This is a genomic window from Actinomadura sp. NPDC047616 (genome assembly GCF_040642915.1).
Lineage (GTDB): Bacteria > Actinomycetota > Actinomycetes > Streptosporangiales > Streptosporangiaceae > Spirillospora > Spirillospora miaoliensis.
Map to the genome: position 1 here is coordinate 367,311 of NZ_JBEYTB010000003.1, position 19,953 is coordinate 387,263.

The following is a 19,953-nucleotide window of genomic DNA, read 5'->3' on the forward strand; positions in this document are numbered from 1 at the left end:
ACTCGGTGTGTCGGATCACCTCGATGCGTGCGATGAGCCGTTGCGGCGTCTCGGCCTCGACGAAGGCGCCGACGTCCCGCTCGCGCGGGGGCAGCGCCCACCACCGGCCGGTGCTCGGACCGAACCAGATGGTCCAGCCGGGATAACGTCTGCTGAGCGCGTCGACCTCAGCGGCATGCTCGTCAGCAGTCATCACGCGACTCCCTGTGCCCGGCCGTTCCCGGGCGGCGGCACTTCGACCGAAGACCCTTTTCGAAAATTGCCCCATTTAATTGGGACAATCAGATTGTGTCGTCCGCCACAGACCCAGTCAATACTTGTAGCTATTATTTGTCGGGGCCCGGCCGACGGAGATTCACGACGAAAACCTACGACCGGCAGAAAGTCCCGGAGCCGCCGACCAGCGACTTCTCACCGCCCGCCATCCGCCGTTCACCCCGGCGTCATCGGCGACCCGTACGGTGTGCTCCCTGGTGATCAACGAAACGACCGGCCGCCCGGCGACGCCCCGGCGGCCCTTTGCGATATTTACTCCCCTGTGGGCGATTCGTCCGGCTTGGCGTCCACGACGCCGCGGCGACCACGACGCGGCACCGGCAGACGCGGCACCGGCAGACGCGGCACACGCCGAGGCGGTGACCCGGGAGGCCGGACCGCGCGAGGCCGAGGACGGCGACGGCGAGACCCGCGACGCCTCGCGGAGGGAGTCCGGGGATGCCGCGCGTCCCGCAGACGAGGGCTCGGAGACGGGCGGCAGGCCCAGGCTCGCGAGACGCATGGCGCGCTGGTTCGGCACCCACTCGTTCTTCCTGGTGGCGCTTGCGGGCGGCGTGTTCCTGCGCTGGACGGCGGTGCTCGGCTACCCGGGCGTGCTGTGGTTCACCGGGGACTCCTACTTCTACCTGGGGCGGGCGCTGCGCCCGCATCCGTCGCCCAGCAAGACGCTCGGGTACTCGTTCCTGCTGAACCTGATGGAGCCGCTGCACAGCCTCACCGCCGTGGCGGTCGTCCAGCACCTCATGGGGCTCGCCGTCGCGGTGATGATCTACCTGCTGCTGCGGCGGGCGGGGCTGCCCGGCTGGGCGGCCACCCTGGTCACGCTGCCGGTGCTGTACGACGCGTACCAGATCGAGCTCGAGCACCTGCTCATGTCGGAGGCGCTGTTCACGTTCCTGATCGCCGCCGGCGTCACGCTGCTGCTGTGGCGGACCCGCACCGGGCCCACCTGGTGGCTGGCGCTGCCCGCCGGGCTGCTGCTCGGGTACGCGGTGCTGGTCCGCTCCGCGGGGGCGCCGCTGATCCCCGTCATCCTGGTGTGCCTGCTGCTGCGGCGGCGCGGCCGGCGGGCGGGAGTCGCGTTCGGCGCGGCGGCCGCCGTCCCGATCGTGTCGTACATGGCGTGGTTCCACTCGGTGCAGGGCAGCTACGGGCTGACCAACAGCGACGGCCTGTACCTGTGGGGACGCACGGCGGTGTTCGCCGACTGCGCGAAGATCCGTCCGCCCATGCACGAGGACGGGCTGTGCCTCACCCCCGAGCTGAAGAAGGAGGGCTACGCTCCCGGGCATCTGATCTGGCGCGGCGAGGCGCCCCCGCGCGTGATCTTCGAGAGCACCGTCACCCCGGAGGCCAACAAGGTCCTGCGGGACTTCGCGATCCGCGCCATGCTGGCGCAGCCCGGCGACTACCTGCGCACCGTCGCCGACGGGGTGGGCAAGGCGTTCAGCCCCGACCGCTTCCCGTATCCGACGGCGGCCACCGAGGCGCTGTACCACTTCCCCGCCGACCCGCAGGTCTTCCCGGGGGGCAAGAGCTGGGGCGGCGGCGACTCGGCCCTGCTGGACGCCATGACCTACGGGCGGACGTCGACGCCCAGCCGGGTCGTCCAGCCGCACGCCGGCAAGATGATCGACTACCAGCGGGACCGGTACCTGCCCGGACCTGTGCTGGGCGTGATCTTCGCGGTGGGCGCGGCCGGGACGCTCCTGGCGCCCCGGCTGCGCCGCACCGTGCTCCTGGCCTGGGCCACGGCGGTGACGCTGCTGGTGTTCCCGATCGCCTCGGCGGACTTCGACTACCGCTACGTGCTGCCCGCCACGCCGTTCGCCTGCCTGGCCGCCGGCCTGTTCCTGGCGGCGCTCGGCGGAGCGGTCAGCCGTTGGTGGGGAAGCCGAGGTGCACGCCGCCGTGACTCGGATCCAGCCACCGCGCCGTGACGGCCTTGGTGCGCGTGTAGAAGTGGACGCCCTCCATGCCGTGGGCGTGGCTGTCGCCGAACAGCGAGTCCTTCCACCCGCCGAACGAGTAGTAGGCCATCGGCACCGGGATCGGCACGTTGATGCCGACCATGCCGACCTCCACCTCGTTCTGGAAGCGCCGCGCGGCCCCGCCGTCGTTGGTGAAGATCGCGGTGCCGTTGCCGTACGGGTTGGCCGCCAGCAGTTCCATGGCGGCCTCGTACGATCCGGCGCGCACGACCGACAGCACCGGGCCGAAGATCTCGTCCCGGTAGGCGTCCATCTCGGGCGTGACGTGGTCGAGGACGGTCGGGCCGAGCCAGAAGCCCTCGCCACGTCCGCCCCGCACGGGGGTCTCGCGTCCGTCCACGACGAGGGTGGCGCCCTGGGCGACGCCGCTGTCGAGGTAGGAGGCGACGCGGTCGCGGTGCTCGCGGGTGACCAGCGGGCCCATGTCGGACGCGGGGTCGTCGCCGGGCCCGACCGTCAGCTTCGCCACCCGTTCGCGGATCTTGGCGACCAGCTCGTCGCCGACCGGGTCCACCGCGACCACCACCGAGATCGCCATGCAGCGCTCCCCCGCCGAGCCGAACCCGGCCGACACCGCCGCGTCGGCGGCCAGGTCGAGGTCGGCGTCCGGCAGCACGACCATGTGGTTCTTGGCGCCGCCGAGGGCCTGCACGCGCTTGCCGTTGCGGGCGGCGGTCTCGTACACGTACCGGGCGATCGGGGTGGAGCCCACGAAGCTGACGGCCCTGACGTCGGGGTGGTGGAGCAGCCCGTCCACCGCGACCCGGTCGCCGTGCAGCACGTTGAACACCCCGTCCGGCAGCCCCGCCTCGGCCCACAGCTCGGCCAGCCGCACCGACGCCGACGGGTCCTTCTCCGACGGCTTGAGCACGAACGTGTTGCCGCACGCGATGGCGACGGGGAACATCCACATCGGCACCATCGCCGGGAAGTTGAACGGCGTGACGCCCGCGACGACGCCGAGCGGCTGCAGGATCGAGTAGGCGTCCACCCGCGTCGACACGTTCTCCGAGAACCCGCCCTTGAGCAGGTGCGGGATGCCGCAGGCGAACTCCACCACCTCCAGGCCCCGCGCCACCTCCCCGGCCGCGTCCGACACCACCTTGCCGTGTTCGGACGAGATCAGCCGGGCCAGCTCGTCGCGGTGGGCGTCGACCAGCTCGCGGAAACGGAACAGCACCCTGGTGCGCGCGGCCAGCGAGGCGTCCCGCCAGGCGGGGAAGGCGGCCCTGGCGGCGGCGACGGCCGCGTCGACCTCCGCCGGGGAGGCGAAGTCGACGGTGCCGGACACGCGCCCGGTGGACGGCTCGTGGATGTCGCCGCGCCGTTCGGCCTCGCCGGCGAACGGCTTGCCGCCGATCCAGTGCGTGACGTGCTTGGAGGCGGCGTGTTCGGAAGCGGCGTGCTCGGGGGTCGGGGAAGTCTGCGTGCTCATGCGGTCGCGGCCTCGTTCACGGCTCGAAGGGAGTCGATCAGGATGCCGAGGCCCTCGTAGGCCTCGGCGTCGGTGAGGGTCAGCGGCGGCGCCATGCGGATGGCGTTGCCGTACAGGCCCCCCTTGCCCACCAGGAGACCACGCCGCCGGGTCTCCTCCATCACCGCGCCGGCCAGCGGCGGGCTGGGCTCGCCGGTGCCCGGGTCGGCCAGGTCGACGGCGAACATCAGGCCCTTGCCGCGCACGTCCCGCACCACCGGCAGGCCCGCGGCGGCCTCGCGCAGGCCACCGATGATCACCGCGCCCTGCCGGGCGGCGTTGGCCTGCAGGTCGTGGTCGAGGACGTAGTCGAGGGTGGCGTTGGCGGCGGCCATGGCGATCGGGTTGCCGCCGAACGTGGAGATGCCGTTGGCGTTCAGGCCGTCCATCAGCTCGCGCCGCGCCACCACCCCGCCGACCGCGAAGCCGTTGGCCAGCCCCTTGGCGAACGTCATCATGTCCGGCGTCACGCCGTGGGCGGCGATGCCGAAGAAGCTCGCGCCCGTGCGGCCCCAGCCGGTCTGCACCTCGTCGGAGATGAAGTACGCCCCGTACTCGCTCAGCACCTCCTGGTAGGCGGCGAACAGCCCGTCCGGCGCCATGGTGAACCCGCCGACGCCCTGGATCGGCTCGGCGATCAGCGCGGCGACGTCGCCGCCGGTGGCCGTGGCCAGCACGTGCCGCAGGTCCTCGACGCACACCCTGATGTAGTCGGCGTCCGACAGCCCGGCGAACTGCGGCAGGTGCCGGTCGGCGCCGTGCAGGAAGTGCACGTTGAGCGGCGAGTACGGCAGGTTCTTCCAGGTGCGCAGGCCCGTCACGCCGACGGCGCCGAACGAGCGGCCGTGGTAGGACTGCCGCATCGCCAGCACCTGGTCGCTGCGCCGCGCGGCCGCCGCCAGCAGCAGGGCCGTCTCGTTGGCCTCGGTGCCGGAGTTGGTGAAGAACACCTTGGCGTCCGGGATGCCCGACAGCCGGGCGATCTTCTCCGCCAGCTCCACCTGGCCGCGCAGCAGGTACAGGGTGGAGGTGTGCACGACGCCCGTGGCCAGCTGCCGCTCCACCGCCTCCCGCACCTCGGGCACGTCGTACCCGATCATGTTGGTGAGGATGCCCGTGAAGAAGTCGAGGTAGCCGTTGCCCTCGGCGTCGGTCACGCGGTTGCCCTTGCCGCCGACGATCTCGATGGGACTCTCGTAGTAGAGCGCCAGCCAGTCCGGCATGACCGCCCGGTGACGGCGCAGCAGATTCGCGTGTTCCGACATGTCCTCAAGTCTCGTCCGCGGCCCCGCCCCGGGGCTACCCGCAGAGTGTCAGGACGGCATCCCCCGCCTTGACGGTCTGCCGGGGCCCACGATCGTCCCAAATGCCTTTTACATCATGTAATGACCGGATGACAGTGTGCCGGGTATCATCGCGGCAAATGCTCCCGACAGTGGCGGATGTCCTCCAGCTCGACGCGGTCCGCCGCGGGCAGCCGCGGGTGGTCGCGGGCGCGGACCGGCTCGGCAACCCGGTCCGCTGGGTGCACGTGGCCGAGGTCACCGACATCGCCCACCTGCTGCACGGCGGCGAGCTGGTGCTCACCACCGGGATCGCGCTGCCCGACGAGCCCGCCAGCCTGCGCGCCTACATCGGGGAGCTGGCCGAGGTCGGCGTCAGCGGCCTGATGATCGAGCTGGGCCGCCGCTACGCCCGGTCGCTGCCGCCGGCGCTGCTGGCCGCCGCCGAGGAGCACGGCCTGCCGGTGGTGATGCTGGCGCACGAGCCCGCGTTCGTCGACATCACCGAGTCGGTGCACGCGCGCATCCTGCAGGACCAGATGGCCGAGCTGCGCGCCTCCGAGCAGCTGCACGAGATCTTCACCCGGCTGTCGGTGGAGGGCGCCTCCACCGACGAGGTCGTCCGGCAGGTCGCCGCGCTCGGCGGGCACCCGGTCGTCCTGGAGAACCTGTCGCACCAGGTGCTGGCCGCCGACGCGGGCCCGGGCGACCCCGCCGAGCTGCTGTCGGCCTGGGAGACGCGCTCGCGCGCGGTGCGGCCCGAGCGGCGCACCGGCTACGACGAGGCGTCCGGCTGGCTGGTCACCATGGTCGGCGCCCGCGGCGAGGACTGGGGCCGCCTGATCCTCACCTGCGGGCGGCCGCCCACGCCCCGCGAGACCGTCCTGATCGAACGCGCCGCCACCACCCTGGCGCTCGGCCGCCTGCTGGACCGGCACGCCGAGAGCATCGAGCGGCAGGCGCACGGCACGATCATCGCGCGGATCCTCGCCCACTCCTACGCCGACCCGCAGGAGGCCGCCGCCCGCGCCCGCGCGCTCGGCGTGCCGCTGTCGGGCCGCCGCCTGCTGGGCGTGGTGCTGCGCCCGCGCACCGGCCCGGCCTCCGGCGCCCTGTCCGGGCTGGCCGAGACGGCGTCGGCGGCCTGCAAGGACGCCCGCCTGGCCGCCCTGGTCGGCGTGCTGGACGAGGACGGCCCGCACGCCCGCGTCGGCGTCCTGGCCTCCCTGCCCGCCCGCGCCGACGTCGAGACGGTGCTGACCGAGGTCGCCACCCGCGTCCGCAAGCAGTCCGACGGCGAGGTGGTCATGGCCGCGGGCTCGGTGGTGGAGTCGGTCCGCGACGTGCGCCGCTCCTTCCTGGAGGCCGAGCAGGTCGCCGACGTGGCCGCCCGCGGCTCCGGCACCCGCCTGGTCTACCGCCTGCCCGACCTGCGCCTGCGCGGCCTGCTGCACCTGCTGCGCGACGACGCCCGCGTCCAGACCTTCGTCGAACGCGAACTGGGCCCCCTGCTGGAGTACGACGCCCAGCGCGGCAGCGACCTCACCCGCGTCCTGGAGCTCTACCTCGACTCGGGCCGCAACAAGGCCGTCGCCGCCCAGCGCGCCCACCTGTCCCGCCCCGCCTTCTACGAACGCCTGCGCCGCATCGAACGCGTCCTCGACGCCGACCTCGACGACGTGGAGTCCTGCGTCTCCCTCCATGTCGCCCTGCTGGCCCTCGCCTCCCTCCGCTGGGAACGTTCCTGAGCGGCGCGAGCCCCCCGCCCTCGGCCGCGCACGACCGTCTAGCGTGGTGCGCGGACGGCTTTGACGGGGGGGCCGCCGGATACGTTGGGTGACGGCCGGGAACGCCGGGTGGTGAAGGCAGCCTCAGGTCGTGGAGAAGGGCAGAACGCCATGGACGACGCCATGGACGCTGTGCGGTTCGCCGCCGCGCCGCCGTCGGGACGGCGGCGATGAGTCTGCACGTGCACCGGTACGGGGAGGGGCGGCCGGTGCTGGCTCTGCACGGGATCAAGGGGCATGGCGCGCGGTGGCGGTGCCTGGCCGAGGAGCACCTCGCGGGATGGCGGGTGGTCGCGCCGGATCTGCGGGGGCACGGGCGCTCCACCTATGACGCGCCGTGGCATGTGGAACGGCACGCGGCCGACCTGCTGGCCCTGCTGGACGCCGAGGGCGTCGACCGGGCCGACGTCGTCGGGCACTCCTACGGCGGGATGATCGCCGTGCACCTGGCGCGGGTGGCGCCCACCCGGGTGGGACGGCTCGTGCTGCTCGATCCGGCGATCGGGCTCGACCCCGCCCGGATGCGGGAGCGGGCCCACGAGTCGCTGGCGACGGCCTCGTACGCCGACCCGGGCGAGGCGCTGGCGGCGCGGGCGGTCGGCTGGCCGGACGCGCCCGCACAGGCGGTGGACGACGAGGTCGCCGAGCACCTGGAGCGGGGTCCGGACGGACGGTGGCGCTGGCGTTTCGAGCCGGCCGCCGTCGTGACGGCGTTCTCGGAGATGGCCCGTCCGGCCGTGGCGCCGCCGCCGGGCGTCCCGACGCATCTGGTGATCGCCGTGCGGGCCGGGCTGGTGCGGCCCGAGTTCGTCGCGGCATGCCGCGAGGCGCTGGACGGGGCGTTCACCGTGACGGAGATCGACGCGGGCCACATGCTGTTCATCGACCGTCCCGCGCAGGTCGGCCCGCTCGTGCGCGACCTGCTGTCCCGCTGACCGATGGGCGTGGACTGGGTGCCCGCCGCCGTCCGCGACGGGGCCGACCCGCGGGAACTGGCGTCGCTGGCCGCCGAGCACGCGCGGCTGGTGCGCCTGCTCGGCCTGACGTCGCGTCCGCGTCCCGCCGGGACGGACGAGGACGCGGCGGCGCGGCGGTTCCGGGATGTCGACCGGCGGCTGCGCGAGCTGCTGCTCGTCGACGGGCGGCCCTTCCGGGTCATGGTGGTCGGCCGCAACCCGCGGTTCCCGCCCGAGTGGCGCGACGCCGCGTGGACCACGTTGCCGCCGCGCGAGGCCGTGGAGGCGTACGGGCGCTGGAGGGGGTGGTACGAGGATGTGCGGGCCGGGCGCGTCCGGCACTACCTGCGGCGGCTGCGGGCCTGGGACACGGCGCGGGACTTGGCCGAGGCCCAGCGGGAACTGGCCGACGCGGCGCGCGCCACCGAGGGGCGGGCCAACGCGTGGGCCCGCAAGCCGCGCTTCCTGCGGGCACGCGAGGACGTGCTGGCCCTGCCGCCCGCGCCGAGCGTTCCGCCACCGGGTCCCGCACCGGGTTCGGCGGAGGAGGACCGTCCACAGCCCGGCCAGGACGAGCGGTGGGAGGCGGTCGTCCACCACGCCGAACTGCTCGGCGCCGCCCAGAGGGCGTTCAACCGGAGCGTGCCCAGCGGTCTCAGGCGCGGCTGGCCGCCGTGGGACGGGGACACCGGCGCGGAGGATCCGTGGCTGGAGGAGTTCTTCGACTGGATGGGGGCGGTCGTGCGGACGGGGCGCGGACTCTATCTGTGGGCGTGAGGGTCAGCGCAGGAGGCGGCGGCCGGTGAACAGGGGCAGCGTGAACGGGGTGTGCAGGCCCGGCGGGGCCTCGGCGACCGCCGGGATCGCGTTGACCAGGCGCAGCGCGGTGGCCAGGGTGCCGGGGACGGTCGGGTCGGCGGCGCCGGGGTTGGCGACGTCCATCCGCCACGGCGGCTCGCCGTCGATCTCGACGCGGTAGCCGCCCGCCTGCCCGAACGGCGGCGCGGGCCAGTGCGGCGCCAGGTCCTCGCGCAGCCGGGTGACGTGCTCGACCACGATCGCGGGGCGTCCCCGGACGACGCCCGTCACGCGGAACCGCAGGCCCGCCGTCGTGCCCTTGGCGATCTCCCCGGCGGGGACGCGGAACGTCTCGGGCGCCGGGCACGGCTCGTACCACTCGGTCACCTCGTCCAGCGGCGCGTCCAGGCGTTCGGCGATCAGGTGGACGACCGGGCCCCACATCAGGGTCAGCACGCCCGGGAGCAGGATCGGCGGGCGATGGTCCAGCGGCCGGCCGAAGCCGAACTTGCCGACGATGGCCTCGGGCTTGTCCCACAGGCCGTAGCACATGATCTCGCTGACCCGGATCGCGTCGATCCGCAGGCACACCCCGGACAGCACCAGCGGCAGCACGTCGTTCATCAGGCCCGGGTCGAGACCGGTGGTCAGGCAGGACGACTCGCCCAGCGCGCAGGCGGCGCGCAGCCGCCGCACCGCGGCCGGGTCGGCGGACGGCGGGTGCACCAGCGGGATCAGCGCCGAGGACACCACGTTGACGCCCGCCTCCAGGACGCGGCACAGGTCGTCGAGGGCGTCGCCGGGACGGCTGCCGGTGGCGACCTCGCGGCGTCCGGAGGTGCCGACGGCCGTGTAGCTGATCACGTCGGGGCGGGCGGCGATCAGCTCGGCCGGGTCGGCGGTGGCGCGCACGCCGGTGCGGCGTCCAGTTCCGGCCAGTTCACCGGCGTCGCGTCCCACCTTCAGCGGGTCGCTGACCACCACGCCCACCAGGTCCAGGTCGGGGTGCTCGATGATGGCGCGCAGCGCCTGCCTGCCGACGTTTCCCGTGGCCCACTGTCCGACGCGGTACGTCACCCGGCACTCCTCTGGTCGAGCCCGCGCATTGTAGGCACAGCTCACTCGGGGAAACGAGACCGGCGGCGGTGACGACTCCCCGTCCCGGCCGTGTATCGACCGTCCCCCGGGCAGAACCACAGCGTGGACCAACGCAACACGGCGCAGACCCGGACCATCGGTGTGGAAGAGGAGCTGCTGCTGGTCGATCCGGACGACGGAGCACCGCAGGCCGTGTCGGTCGATGTGATCCGCTACGCGTACGAGCACGGCGAGGTGCCGCGCGGCCACCACGACCGGCAGGCCGAGTCGTCGGGCGGCGAGAGCCTGGAGACCGAGTTCCAGCGCGAGCAGCTGGAGGTGTGCACGCGGCCGTGCGCCTCGCTCGACGAGCTGTCGGCCCAGATCCGGTGGGCCCGGCGCGCCGCGTCGCAGGCCGCGCGCGGCGTCGGCGTCGCGGTGGCGGCGCTGGCGACCTCGCCGGTGGCGGTGCAGCCGTCGCTCACCCCGTCCCGGCGGTACCGGCGGATGGCCGACGCCTACGCGCTGACCGCCGAGGAGCAACTGACGTGCGGCTGCCACGTGCACGTGAACGTGGCCTCGCCGGAGGAGGGCGCCGCGGTGCTCGACCGGATCCGGCCGTGGCTGCCGCCCCTGCTGGCGCTGAGCGCCAACTCCCCGTTCTGGCAGGGACGCGACACCGGCTACGAGAGCTGGCGGCACCAGGTGTGGGGGCGCTGGCCGTCCAGCGGGCCGACCGAGCTGTTCGAGTCGCTCAAGGAGTACCAGGCGACCGTCGAGGCGATGCTCGGCACGGGCGTGGTGTTCGACCAGGGCATGATCTACTTCGACGCCCGGATCTCCCGGCGCTATCCCACCGTGGAGATCCGCGTCGCGGACGTCTGCCTGCACGCCGACGACACCGTCCTGCTCGCCGCGCTGGTCCGCGCGCTGGTCGAGACGGCGGCGCGGGCGTGGCGGGCGGGCGAGCCCCCGGACCCGGTGCGCGCCCACCTGCTGCGGCTGGCGATGTGGCGGGCCAGCCGTTCGGGGCTGCGGGACGAACTGGTGCACCCGGTCACCCATCGCGCCGCCCCCGCGCACACGGTGGTGGCCGCGCTGCTGGACCACGTCACCCCCGCCCTGGACCGCAGCGGCGACCTGGAGACCGTGCGGGGGCTGCTGCGGCGCCTGCTCGACCGCGGCAACGGCGCCAGGGCGCAGCACACCGCCTACACCCGCACCCGCGACGTCGCCGCGGTCGTCTCCGACGCCGTGGAGCGGACCGTGGCGTCCTGACCCGCGGCTCGCGGCGGCGGGCCGGAGGACCGTGAGGCGGCCCGCGCAGGGGCTTACGCGGGCCCGCCTCACGGGGTCACGGGTCAGGCGGCGGCGCGGCCCTGGAAGGGCAGGTAGCGCTCGGCGCGGTGGGGCCGGGCGGGCATGCCGGTGGACTCGACGGCGAGGATCCGGTCGAAGCGGAAGGCGCGGACGCCGCGCCGCATCCGGCACCAGCCGACCAGGTACCAGTGGTCGCGGTGGACCAGGCAGGTGACGGGTTCCACCTCGCGGATGGTGACGTTGGCGCGGGCGTCGCCGTAGACGAGCCGGACGACGCGGTGCTCGGTGATCGCGGCCGCGATCACGCGGGCGCGGTCGGCGGTGGCGGGGCTGAGCGGCGTGGTGAGGGTCTGCAGGGTGGCGGTGATGACCTCGTTGTCGGTGACGTCGTCGTCGAACAGGGTGCGCAGGGCCCGGCGGGCGGTGGCCGCCTGCGGCCCGGCGCCGAGGTGCGCCAGCGAGAGCGCCAGCGCGGCGATCTCCGCGGCGGTGAGGGCGGTGCGGTGCGTCGCTACGTTCGCCATGATTCGATAATACGTTCGAACACCGACAGTTTGGAGGCCCTTGAGCGGTGCCGTCCGCATGGTGAACACTGATCACCCAAAAGCGCGATACCGGGGGCGAACATGGGTGAGATGGGGCCGCGGTGAGCGGTGCCGCACGCCCGCCGCTGACCCGCGACGAGGTGGACGGCGCGCTGCGGCGGCTGCGGGACGACAAGGAGCGCATCGGCGCCGCGCTGGCCGAACTGGAGGCGCACCCCGGCCACGCGCTGCTCGAGGGGGCGGGGCTGACCGGCGAGACCGCCCGCCGCCAAGGCGAGCTGCGGTCGCGGACGGCCGCGCTGTGGTCGCTGTTCGACCTGTACGGGCGGGTGCTCGAGGACGCCGAGCGGCTGCGCGCCCGGCATCCGCGTCCCAGCCAGGCCCAGCTGGCGGAGCTGACCCGGCTGCTGACCGGTCCGTCGGTGGAGCTGCCGGCGCCGGAGGTGCCGCTGGAGCGGCGCACGCTGCTGTCGGCGCCCGCCGGTGAGCGGCTGACGCTGGACGGCGCGGTCGCGCGCATGAACCCGCTGTTCGAGGAGGCCGCCCGGATCGTCGCGGGGGTCGACACGGTGTGGTCGGCGCTGCTGGCCAGGTTCGACGAGGTCGACCGGGCGCACGCGGCGGTGCGCGAGCTGGCGGGGCGGGCGGGCGGCGCGGGCGACCTCGACCGCGTCGAACGGGAACTGGCGGCGGTGCGCGAGACGATGCGCACCGACCCGCTGGCGCTGGTCCGCGCCGACGGCACCGCCGGCAGCTCGCGTCTGGACGCCCTCGACGCCGAGCTGCGGGACCTGCGCGGACGGCTGGAGGAGGCCGCCAGGCTGCGCGCCGGGCACGCCGAACGCGTCGCGCGGGTGCGGGACGAGGTGGGCCGCGTCCGCAGGATCGAGGAGCAGGCCCGGCGCGCCCGCGCGGACGTCCTCGCCAAGATCAGCTTCCCGGTGGTCCCGGCGGCGCCCGACGCCGCGACCGCGCTGGCCGACCGGCTGGCGGCGCTGGACGGCCTGCGCGACGACGGCCGCTGGGAGGAGCTGGCGGCGCGGCTGGCCGACCTGGACGGCGCCGCGGAGACCGCGCTGACGCGGGCGCGCGAGGCCGTCGACATCTTCACCGGCCTGCTGGACCGGCGCGAGGAGCTGCGCGGACGGCTGGACGCCTACCGGGCCAAGGCCGCGCGCCTGGGCCACCTGGAGGACGACGAGCTGGCGGCGATGTACGAGCGCGCACGCGCGCTGCTGTGGACCTCCCCCTGCGACCTGCGCGGGGCCACGGTGGCGCTGTCGGCGTACCAGCAGGCCATCTCCGCACGGGCGAAGGGATCGCGCCGATGATTCAGTGCACCGCGCCGGGCTGCGGCGGGACGGTCGAGGACGGCTACTGCGTCGAGTGCGGCCTGCCCCCCGCCCCCGCACCGCAGGCGGCCCCGACCGCTCCGGCAGGTGACGCGTGCACGCAGCCTGGGTGCACCGGCACGATCGAAGACGGCTACTGCGACACCTGCGGCTTGCCCCCCGCTCCCGCGTCCCAGGCGGCCCCGGGCACGCCGCCCAGTGACGTCTGCACGCGGCAGGGGTGCACGGGCACGATCCAGGACGGCTACTGCGACACCTGCGGCATGCCCCCTGCGGCCCCGGCCGGCCCCACGGCGGCGTCCGGGCGGACGGCGGCGCCCAGCGCACCGACGCGCGGCAGTTCCAGCACGCGCACCGGCATGGGCACGAGCACGGGACGGACGGGGTCGACGCGCGGATCGGGGCGGCGCGGGCAGCTCGGCGCGGGCCTGGTCGAGGTGCCGCGCGTGCCGTACCGGGACCCGGCCACCGCCGTCCTGCCGAACCCGGAGGTCGCCGAGCACAAGCGGTACTGCGGCAACTGCGGCGATCCGGTGGGGCGCAGCCGGGGCGACCGGCCGGGCCGTACGGAAGGGTTCTGCGCCAAGTGCGGGACGGGCTTCTCGTTCACCCCCAAGCTGCGCCCAGGGGACCTGGTGGGCGGCCAGTACGAGGTGCTGGGCTGCCTGGCGCACGGCGGTCTCGGCTGGATCTACCTGGCCAAGGACCGCAACGTCAGCGACCGGTGGGTGGTGCTGAAGGGCCTGCTGGACACCGGTGACGCCGACGCGCTGGCCGCCGCGGCGGCCGAGCGGGCGTTCCTCGCCGAGGTCGAGCACCCCAACATCGTCAAGATCTACAACTTCGTCCAGCATCCGGACCCGGCCACCGGCGCCCCCACCGGCTACATCGTCATGGAGTACGTCGGGGGGCGCTCCCTCAAGGACATCCTGCTGGAGCGGCGGCGGCTCGGCGAGGACGCGCTGCCGCTCGGCCAGGCCATCGCCTACGCGCTGGAGGCGCTGCAGGCGTTCGGCTACCTGCACACACAGCGGCTGCTGTACTGCGACTTCAAGCCGGACAACGTCATCCAGTCCGAGGAGCAGCTGCGGCTGATCGACCTAGGCGCGGTGCGGCGGCTGGACGACCAGGACGGCGCCATCTACGGCACGGTCGGCTACCAGGCCCCCGAGATCGCCGACGACGGCCCCTCCATCAGCTCCGACCTGTACACCGTCGGCCGGGCGCTGGCGGTGCTGAGCTTCCCGTTCGCCGAGTTCACCACCACCTACGCGACCAGCCTGCCGCCGCGCGAGCAGGTGCCGGTGCTGGCGCGGCACGAGTCGTTCGACCGGTTCCTGCGCCGCGCCACGCACCGCGACCCGGCGCTGCGCTTCCAGGACGCGGCCGAGATGGCCGAGCAGCTCACCGGGGTGCTGCGGGAGGTGCTGGCCGCCGAGGACGGCCGGCCGCGTCCCGCCCCGTCGGCGCTGTTCGGCCCGGAACGCTTCGCCGCGGGAGTCCAGCCGGGGGTGTCCGGCGACGGGGCCCCGCTGCCGACGCCGACGCCCCGGGACGTCGCGTCCGCGCTGCCGGTGCCGCTGGTGGACGGCGCCGACCCGGCCGCCGGGTTCCTGGCCGGGCTGACGGCGCTGGAGCCGCGGCAGCTCATGGCGGCCCTCGGCGGCGCGCCCGAGCGCACGCCCGAGGTCGCGCTGACGGGCGTGCGGGTGCGCATCGAGCTGGGCCGCACCGACGACGCGCTGCGCCTGCTGGACGACCTGGCGGGCGAGCTGTCCGGCGACTGGCGGCTCGCCTGGTACCGCGCGGTCGCCACGCTGGCCCGGGAGCGCGTGGACGAGGCCGCGGTGATGTTCGACGACCTCTACGGCCTGCTGCCCGGCGAGGCCGCGCCCAAGCTGGCGTTGGCGTTCTGCCGGGAAGGCGCCGCCCCCGACGACGCGGCGCGCCTGTACGAGGCGGTGTGGCGCACCGACGACTCCTACATCAACGCGGCGTTCGGCCTGGCCCGGGTGCGTCTCGCCGGGGACGACCGGGCGGCGGCCGTCGCGGTCCTGGACTCGGTGCCGCAGACCTCGATCCGGCACGTGGCCGCGCAGCTGGCGGCGGTGACGACCATCGTGCGGGGCCGTCTTCCGTCCCAGCTCACCGCGGCCGAGCTCGTCGGGGCGGGTGACCGTCTGGCCGCGCTCGACGTCGAAGGCGAGCGACGGGAACGTCTGGAGGCGGAGGTTCTGGAGGCGGCCCTGGCCTGGGTCCGCCACGCGCCGAAGCACTCCCCGCAGGAAGGCAGTGTGTTGGGGGCGAAGCTGACGGAACCGCAATTGCGAAGCGCGCTGGAGCGGACGTACCGGTCGCTGGCGCGGCACAGCGCCGACAGGGAGGAACGGCGGCTGCTCATCGACCGCGCCAACATCGTCCGTCCCAGGACGCTGCTGTGACCGGGGACCAGGGGACGGCCAAGACGGTGGAGCTGGGGTGCCCCACCTGCCGGGAGGTGGTGTACCCGGGCGAGGAGTTCTGTGAGGCGTGCGGGCAGCGCCTCGACCCGCGTTCCGGCGCCGCGCCCATACGGCTGCGGCGCTGCACGGGCTGCGACGCGACCGCCATCGACGCCGACGGCTACTGCGAGCACTGCGGGCTGCGCCAGCCCGTCGACCGCGACCACGTCGAGATGGAACTGCCCGACGGCGCCGCCGCCGGGGTCAGCGACCGCGGCCTGCGCTACAGCCGCAACGAGGACGCCCTGGCCATCGCACCGTGGCGTGGAGGCGTGGCGGTGGTGGTGTGCGACGGGGTCGGGTCGTCGCCCCGCCCTGAGGACGCCTCCAAGGCCGCGGCCGAAACCGCCGTCGCGTCACTCGTCGCCGCACTGGACGACGGGACGGACGCCGAGACCGCCATGCGCACGGCCATCGCCCGCGCGGGCGACGCCGTCGCGGCCCTGGCCGGTTCTCCGGACGAGGCCCCCTCCTGCACCCTGGTGGCGGCCGTCGTCGCCCCCGGCACGGTGACCGTCGGCTGGGTCGGCGACAGCCGCGCCTACTGGCTCGCCGCGTCCGCCGGCGGTTCGAGGCGGCTGACCGAGGACGACTCCTGGGCCGCCGCCATGGTGGCCGAGGGCGCCCTCACCGAGGCCGAGGCGGAGGCCCACCCCAACGCGCACGTCATCACCGCGTGGCTGGGCGCGGACGCCGAGGACATCGCCCCGCACGTCCGCACCCATCCCGTTCAGGGCCCCGGCGCGGTGGTCGTCTGCAGTGACGGCCTGTGGAACTACCTGCCCGCGCCGGAGCAGCTCACCGCCGTACTCACCGCGACGCCCGGCTCCCCGTTGGACGCCGTCCGCCCGCTGGAGGCGGCCGGCGTCCTCGTGCGGCACGCCCTCGACGCCGGTGGCCGCGACAACGTCACCGTCGCCGTCGTCCCCGTCCCGCAGGTCTCCGCCTGGAAGGACGCGCCCCCCGCGAACTCATCTGTCCCGCCGAGCACGGAGCATCTCCGATGAGCGACCAGCCGCAGTTCACCGTCAAGGTCGACCAGAACAAGTACCTGCCCGCGGGCGGCCGCGAGGTCCACGCGATCGTGTCGGTCGAGTCGTCCGGCGGAGCCCTCACGGGCGGCGCGGCGACCGAGGCCGCCGAGGTCATCATCATCGACACCTCGGGTTCGATGTCCTATCCCGACAGCAAGCTGCGCGCCGCCATCGAGGCCGCCCAGGTCGCGGTCGACACGCTGCGCGACGGCGTCCACTTCGCCGTGATCGCCGGGTCCAGCGACGCCACGCTGGTCTATCCGAGCGCGCCGCCGCTGGTGCGGGCCGACGCGGGCACCCGCAGGAAGGCCAGGGCGGCGCTGGCGAAGCTCAGGGCGGGCGGCGGCACCGCGATCGGCTCGTGGCTGCGGCTGACCGACGAGCTGTTCGACGCCCACCAGGACGGCATCCGGCACGCCATCCTGCTCACCGACGGCAAGAACCAGCACGAGACGCCCGCCCAGCTCGACGCGGTGCTGGAGCGCTGCTCGGGACGGTTCGTGTGCGACTGCCGGGGCGTGGGCACCGACTGGGAGGTCGCCGAGCTGCGCAAGGTCGCCTCGGCGCTGCTCGGCGGCGTGGACATCGTCGCCGACCCCGCCGACCTGGTGGCCGACTTCCAGGCCATGACCGAGGCGGCGATGGGCAAGGCCGTCGCCGACGTGATGCTGCGCGTGTGGACGCCGAAGACCGCCGCGGTGAAGTTCGTCAAACAGGTCATGCCGTCGGTGGAGGACCTGACCGGGCGGCGCGCCGAGGCGGCGCCGCAGGCCGGGGACTACCCGGTCGGCGCGTGGGGCGCCGAGAGCCGCGACTACCACGTGTGCGTGGAGGTGCCGCCCGCGGGCGTGGGCACCGAGCTGCGCGCCGCCTGGATCAAGCTGGTGCTGCCGGGCACGGCCGACCGTCCCGAGCAGGTGCTGGCGACCGGCAACGTGCTGGCCCAGTGGACCGACGACGAGGCGCAGTCCACGAAGATCAACGCGCGGGTCGCGCACTACACCGGGCAGGCCGAGCTGGCCCAGGCGATCCAGGAGGGGCTGGCGGCGCGCGAGAGCGGCGACCTGGACACCGCCACCGCGCGGCTGGGCCGCGCCGTGCGGCTGGCCGACGAGGCGGGCAACGACGCCATCACCTCCATGCTGCGCAAGGTGGTGGACGTCGTGGACCCGGCCACCGGGACGGTCCGGCTGCGCAAGAACGTCGACAAGGCCGACGTGATGTCGCTGGACACCCGGTCGACCAAGACCGTCCGTACGCGCAGGGGCGAGGGCTGAGCATGGCGATCTGTCCGTCCGGGCACAGTTCCGGTACCGACGACTACTGCGACGTCTGCGGTCAGCGCATCGGCGGTGGCCCCTCCCCCGCGTCCGTACCCGCGCCCTCCGGGGCCGCCCCCTCGGCGGGGCAGGCCTCCGCGGGGGGCGGGGGCGTGCCCTGCCCGGACTGCGGTACGCCGTCCAGCGACCGCTTCTGCGAGGAGTGCGGCTACGACTTCGCGACGGGAGGCGGCAGGCCGACCCCGTCGGGGCCGCCGCAACCGCTGCCCCCGCCGCCGACACCGGCTTCGGCTCCGCCCCCGGCGCCCTCCCCGGCTCCGGCGCCGGTTGCGGCCCCGCCGGCCGAGCCCGCCCAGACCGCGGAGTGGGTGGCCATCGTGAACGCCGACCGCGACTACTACGACACCGTCATCTCCGAAGGCGGACCCGACAGCAAGGACATCCCGTTCCCGCCCTACTACCCCGAACGGCGGATCCCCCTGACCGGGCGGCAGGTCCGCATCGGCAGGCGCAGCGTGTCCCGGGGGACGACCCCCGAGATCGACCTGCAGGAGCCCCCGGCCGACCCCGGCGTCTCCCACGTGCACGCGGTGCTGCTGGCCAAGCCGGACGGCACCTGGACCCTGGTCGACCCCGGCTCCACCAACCGCACGTGCGTGAACGGCGCAACCGACCCGATCCCCCTGAACGTCGAGGTGCCCGTCGGCGACGGCGACCGCATCCACGTGGGCGCGTGGACGACCATCACCCTCAGCAAGGGCGGCGCGGCGTGACGGCCGTGGCGCGACCCCCCGGCGGGGCGCCGGCCCCGGGCAGGTCGCAGCCCCCAAGCGCGCGCGTGCCCGCCCCGCCGGGACGGCACGCGCCGCCTCCCCCGTCGCTGCCGCTGCTGCCCCGCACGGTCGCGGGCAGGGTACGGACGCTGACGGCTCTGATCATCCTGGCGCTCGTCGCGGTGCTGGCGTCCACGTGGGCGGCCGTCGAGTCGGCCCGCGACGGCGTCCGGGTCATCGGCCACGACGCGGGACCACAGGTCGTCGCCACCGGCGACCTGTACTTCCACCTCACCGACATGGACGCCCACCTGGCCAACGCGCTGCTCATCGGCAACTCGCGCGACCTGGGCGTGCGCCGCGACCAGCTCCTCGCCAGGTACGAGCAGAGCCGCGCCCGGGCGGGCACCGCGCTGCTGCAGGCGTCCCGGCTGGCCGACGACCCCACCGAGGAGGAGACGGCCCGCGACCTGCTCGACGCCCTCGGCCGCTACGAACGCTACGCCAGCCAGGCGCTGCTGCTGGACGAGCAGGCCGACCACGCCGCCGGGCCTCCGCCGCAGCGCGTCCTGGACGTCTACCGGCAGGCCACCGACCTGATGAAGCTGGACCTGCTGCCGAAGGCGTACAACCTGACCCTCGACAACGGCACCCTGGTCCGGCACACGTACGAGTCCGAGCGGTCGGCGGTACTGACCGGCCGCACGCTGGTGGTCGTCACCGGCCTGCTGCTCCTGGCGCTGCTGCTCGTCCTGAAGTACTACCTGTACGTGCGGTTCCGGCGCGTCCTCAACCCGGGCGTCGCGCTGGCGACCGTGGCGGCGCTCGTGCTCGTCGCGTGGAGCACGTCCATGCTGTCGTCCCAGGCCGGGCACCTGCGCGACGCCAAACGCGACGGGTTCGATCCCATACTCGCCCTGTCCCGCACCCGCGCCATCAGCAACAGCGCCAACGCCGACCAGACCCGCTTCCTCCTCGACCCCGACCGCGCCGACACCTACGAGCAGACCTACCTCAGCAAGTCGCAGTCGATCCTGTACCTGCAGGCCGACAGCCTCCCCGAGTACACCAAGGCCGTGGAGGCCCAGGGCCCCTCCTGGCAGAGGGCGCAGTTCCTGGGCTTCCTCGGGGACGAGGCCGAACGGGACCTGACCGGCGGGCAGGCGAAGGCGTTCGAGAAGGTGCTGAACGACTTCCGCACCTTCCAGCTCGCCGACCGCCGCATCCGTGACCTGGCCACGGACGGCGACACCAACGCGGCGGTACGCGCGCGCCTGGGCACCGGCCCGGACACGGGCATCCGCCTGTTCGCCCAGTACGACGCGTCCCTCAACGCGCTCGTCAACCTGCACCGCCGCGACTTCGACGCCGCGGTGAGAGCGGGCGACGACGGCACGAACGGCTGGGACGTGGTGCTCCCCGTGTCGGGGCTGGTCATCCTCGTCCTGGTGACGGCCGGTGTGCGCCCCCGCCTGGCGGAGTACCGGTGAGGGACGGGGTACCGGT

General features: G+C 74.3%; 15 protein-coding genes. 11 read left to right on the forward strand and 4 right to left on the reverse strand.

What is annotated here, in order from left to right; translation table 11 throughout:
* The first annotated feature begins 635 nt into the window (after window positions 1–635).
* On the forward strand, window positions 636–2,216 hold the full coding sequence (locus tag ABZ801_RS09275; protein WP_360694899.1) for a phospholipid carrier-dependent glycosyltransferase: 1,581 nt from the start codon (window positions 636–638) through the stop codon (window positions 2,214–2,216).
* Here the strand turns inward: ABZ801_RS09275 and ABZ801_RS09280 are convergent.
* On the reverse strand, window positions 2,152–3,702 hold the full coding sequence (locus tag ABZ801_RS09280) for a CoA-acylating methylmalonate-semialdehyde dehydrogenase (RefSeq protein WP_360694902.1): 1,551 nt from the start codon (window positions 3,700–3,702) through the stop codon (window positions 2,152–2,154). The two genes, ABZ801_RS09275 and ABZ801_RS09280, sit on opposite strands and share 65 nt — an antisense overlap.
* Entirely contained in the window at window positions 3,699–5,006 is a 1,308-nt protein-coding gene (locus tag ABZ801_RS09285) for an aminotransferase class III-fold pyridoxal phosphate-dependent enzyme (protein WP_360694905.1), read from the reverse strand. Before ABZ801_RS09285 ends, ABZ801_RS09280 begins: the two co-directional genes overlap by 4 nt.
* Window positions 5,007–5,164: 158 nt before the next feature.
* On the opposite strand from ABZ801_RS09285, the gene ABZ801_RS09290 reads away from it, so the two are divergent.
* The 3 genes from ABZ801_RS09290 to ABZ801_RS09300 all read left to right on the forward strand — a co-directional run bounded on the left by ABZ801_RS09290 (window position 5,165) and on the right by ABZ801_RS09300 (window position 8,544).
* Window positions 5,165–6,772, forward strand: coding sequence for a PucR family transcriptional regulator ligand-binding domain-containing protein (locus ABZ801_RS09290; RefSeq protein WP_360694908.1), 1,608 nt, complete (start codon window positions 5,165–5,167; stop codon window positions 6,770–6,772).
* A 209-nt stretch (window positions 6,773–6,981) separates the two neighbouring features.
* Window positions 6,982–7,746 (forward strand): alpha/beta fold hydrolase, encoded by a 765-nt coding sequence (locus tag ABZ801_RS09295; protein WP_360694911.1) that lies wholly within the window; start codon window positions 6,982–6,984, stop codon window positions 7,744–7,746.
* A gap of 3 nt (window positions 7,747–7,749) precedes the next feature.
* Window positions 7,750–8,544: a hypothetical protein gene (locus ABZ801_RS09300; protein ID WP_360694914.1), complete on the forward strand. Its 795-nt coding sequence runs from the start codon at window positions 7,750–7,752 to the stop codon at window positions 8,542–8,544.
* A 3-nt stretch (window positions 8,545–8,547) separates the two neighbouring features.
* Here the strand turns inward: ABZ801_RS09300 and ABZ801_RS09305 are convergent, their stop codons facing one another.
* Window positions 8,548–9,642, reverse strand: coding sequence for a dihydrodipicolinate reductase (locus ABZ801_RS09305; protein ID WP_360694917.1), 1,095 nt, complete (start codon window positions 9,640–9,642; stop codon window positions 8,548–8,550).
* Between the two features lie 123 nt (window positions 9,643–9,765).
* Here ABZ801_RS09305 and ABZ801_RS09310 point away from each other — a divergent pair, with 123 nt between their 5' ends.
* Complete coding sequence (locus ABZ801_RS09310; protein ID WP_360694920.1) at window positions 9,766–10,920, forward strand: glutamate--cysteine ligase; 1,155 nt, start codon at window positions 9,766–9,768, stop codon at window positions 10,918–10,920.
* Between the two features lie 83 nt (window positions 10,921–11,003).
* Here the strand turns inward: ABZ801_RS09310 and ABZ801_RS09315 are convergent, their stop codons facing one another.
* Complete coding sequence (locus ABZ801_RS09315) at window positions 11,004–11,486, reverse strand: WYL domain-containing protein (protein ID WP_344948171.1); 483 nt, start codon at window positions 11,484–11,486, stop codon at window positions 11,004–11,006.
* A gap of 122 nt (window positions 11,487–11,608) precedes the next feature.
* On the opposite strand from ABZ801_RS09315, the gene ABZ801_RS09320 reads away from it, so the two are divergent.
* The 6 genes from ABZ801_RS09320 (at window position 11,609) to ABZ801_RS09345 (ending at window position 19,937) form a co-directional block, all read left to right on the forward strand.
* Window positions 11,609–12,838, forward strand: a complete 1,230-nt coding sequence (locus tag ABZ801_RS09320; protein ID WP_360694923.1) for a hypothetical protein — start codon at window positions 11,609–11,611, stop codon at window positions 12,836–12,838.
* On the forward strand, window positions 12,835–15,300 hold the full coding sequence (locus ABZ801_RS09325; protein ID WP_360694926.1) for a tetratricopeptide repeat protein: 2,466 nt from the start codon (window positions 12,835–12,837) through the stop codon (window positions 15,298–15,300). Before ABZ801_RS09320 ends, ABZ801_RS09325 begins: the two co-directional genes overlap by 4 nt.
* Window positions 15,297–16,367, forward strand: a complete 1,071-nt coding sequence (locus tag ABZ801_RS09330) for a PP2C family serine/threonine-protein phosphatase (RefSeq protein ID WP_360694931.1) — start codon at window positions 15,297–15,299, stop codon at window positions 16,365–16,367. The genes ABZ801_RS09325 and ABZ801_RS09330 overlap by 4 nt, the downstream gene beginning before the upstream one ends.
* On the forward strand, window positions 16,364–17,671 hold the full coding sequence (locus ABZ801_RS09335) for a VWA domain-containing protein (protein WP_360694934.1): 1,308 nt from the start codon (window positions 16,364–16,366) through the stop codon (window positions 17,669–17,671). The genes ABZ801_RS09330 and ABZ801_RS09335 overlap by 4 nt, the downstream gene beginning before the upstream one ends.
* A 371-nt stretch (window positions 17,672–18,042) precedes the next feature.
* Window positions 18,043–18,447, forward strand: coding sequence for an FHA domain-containing protein (locus tag ABZ801_RS09340; protein ID WP_344948157.1), 405 nt, complete (start codon window positions 18,043–18,045; stop codon window positions 18,445–18,447).
* A 65-nt stretch (window positions 18,448–18,512) separates the two neighbouring features.
* Window positions 18,513–19,937 (forward strand): hypothetical protein, encoded by a 1,425-nt coding sequence (locus ABZ801_RS09345; protein WP_360694938.1) that lies wholly within the window; start codon window positions 18,513–18,515, stop codon window positions 19,935–19,937.
* Window positions 19,938–19,953: the final 16 nt, after the last annotated feature.

Coding starts and splice junctions, on each gene's coding strand:
- ABZ801_RS09280 (WP_360694902.1), bottom strand. CDS start 3,702: ATGAGCACGCAGACTTCCCCGACCCCCGAGCACGCCGCTTCCGAACAC.
- ABZ801_RS09285 (WP_360694905.1), bottom strand. CDS start 5,006: ATGTCGGAACACGCGAATCTGCTGCGCCGTCACCGGGCGGTCATGCCG.
- ABZ801_RS09290 (WP_360694908.1), top strand. CDS start 5,165: ATGCTCCCGACAGTGGCGGATGTCCTCCAGCTCGACGCGGTCCGCCGC.
- ABZ801_RS09295 (WP_360694911.1), top strand. CDS start 6,982: ATGAGTCTGCACGTGCACCGGTACGGGGAGGGGCGGCCGGTGCTGGCT.
- ABZ801_RS09300 (WP_360694914.1), top strand. CDS start 7,750: ATGGGCGTGGACTGGGTGCCCGCCGCCGTCCGCGACGGGGCCGACCCG.
- ABZ801_RS09315 (WP_344948171.1), bottom strand. CDS start 11,486: ATGGCGAACGTAGCGACGCACCGCACCGCCCTCACCGCCGCGGAGATC.
- ABZ801_RS09325 (WP_360694926.1), top strand. CDS start 12,835: ATGATTCAGTGCACCGCGCCGGGCTGCGGCGGGACGGTCGAGGACGGC.
- ABZ801_RS09335 (WP_360694934.1), top strand. CDS start 16,364: ATGAGCGACCAGCCGCAGTTCACCGTCAAGGTCGACCAGAACAAGTAC.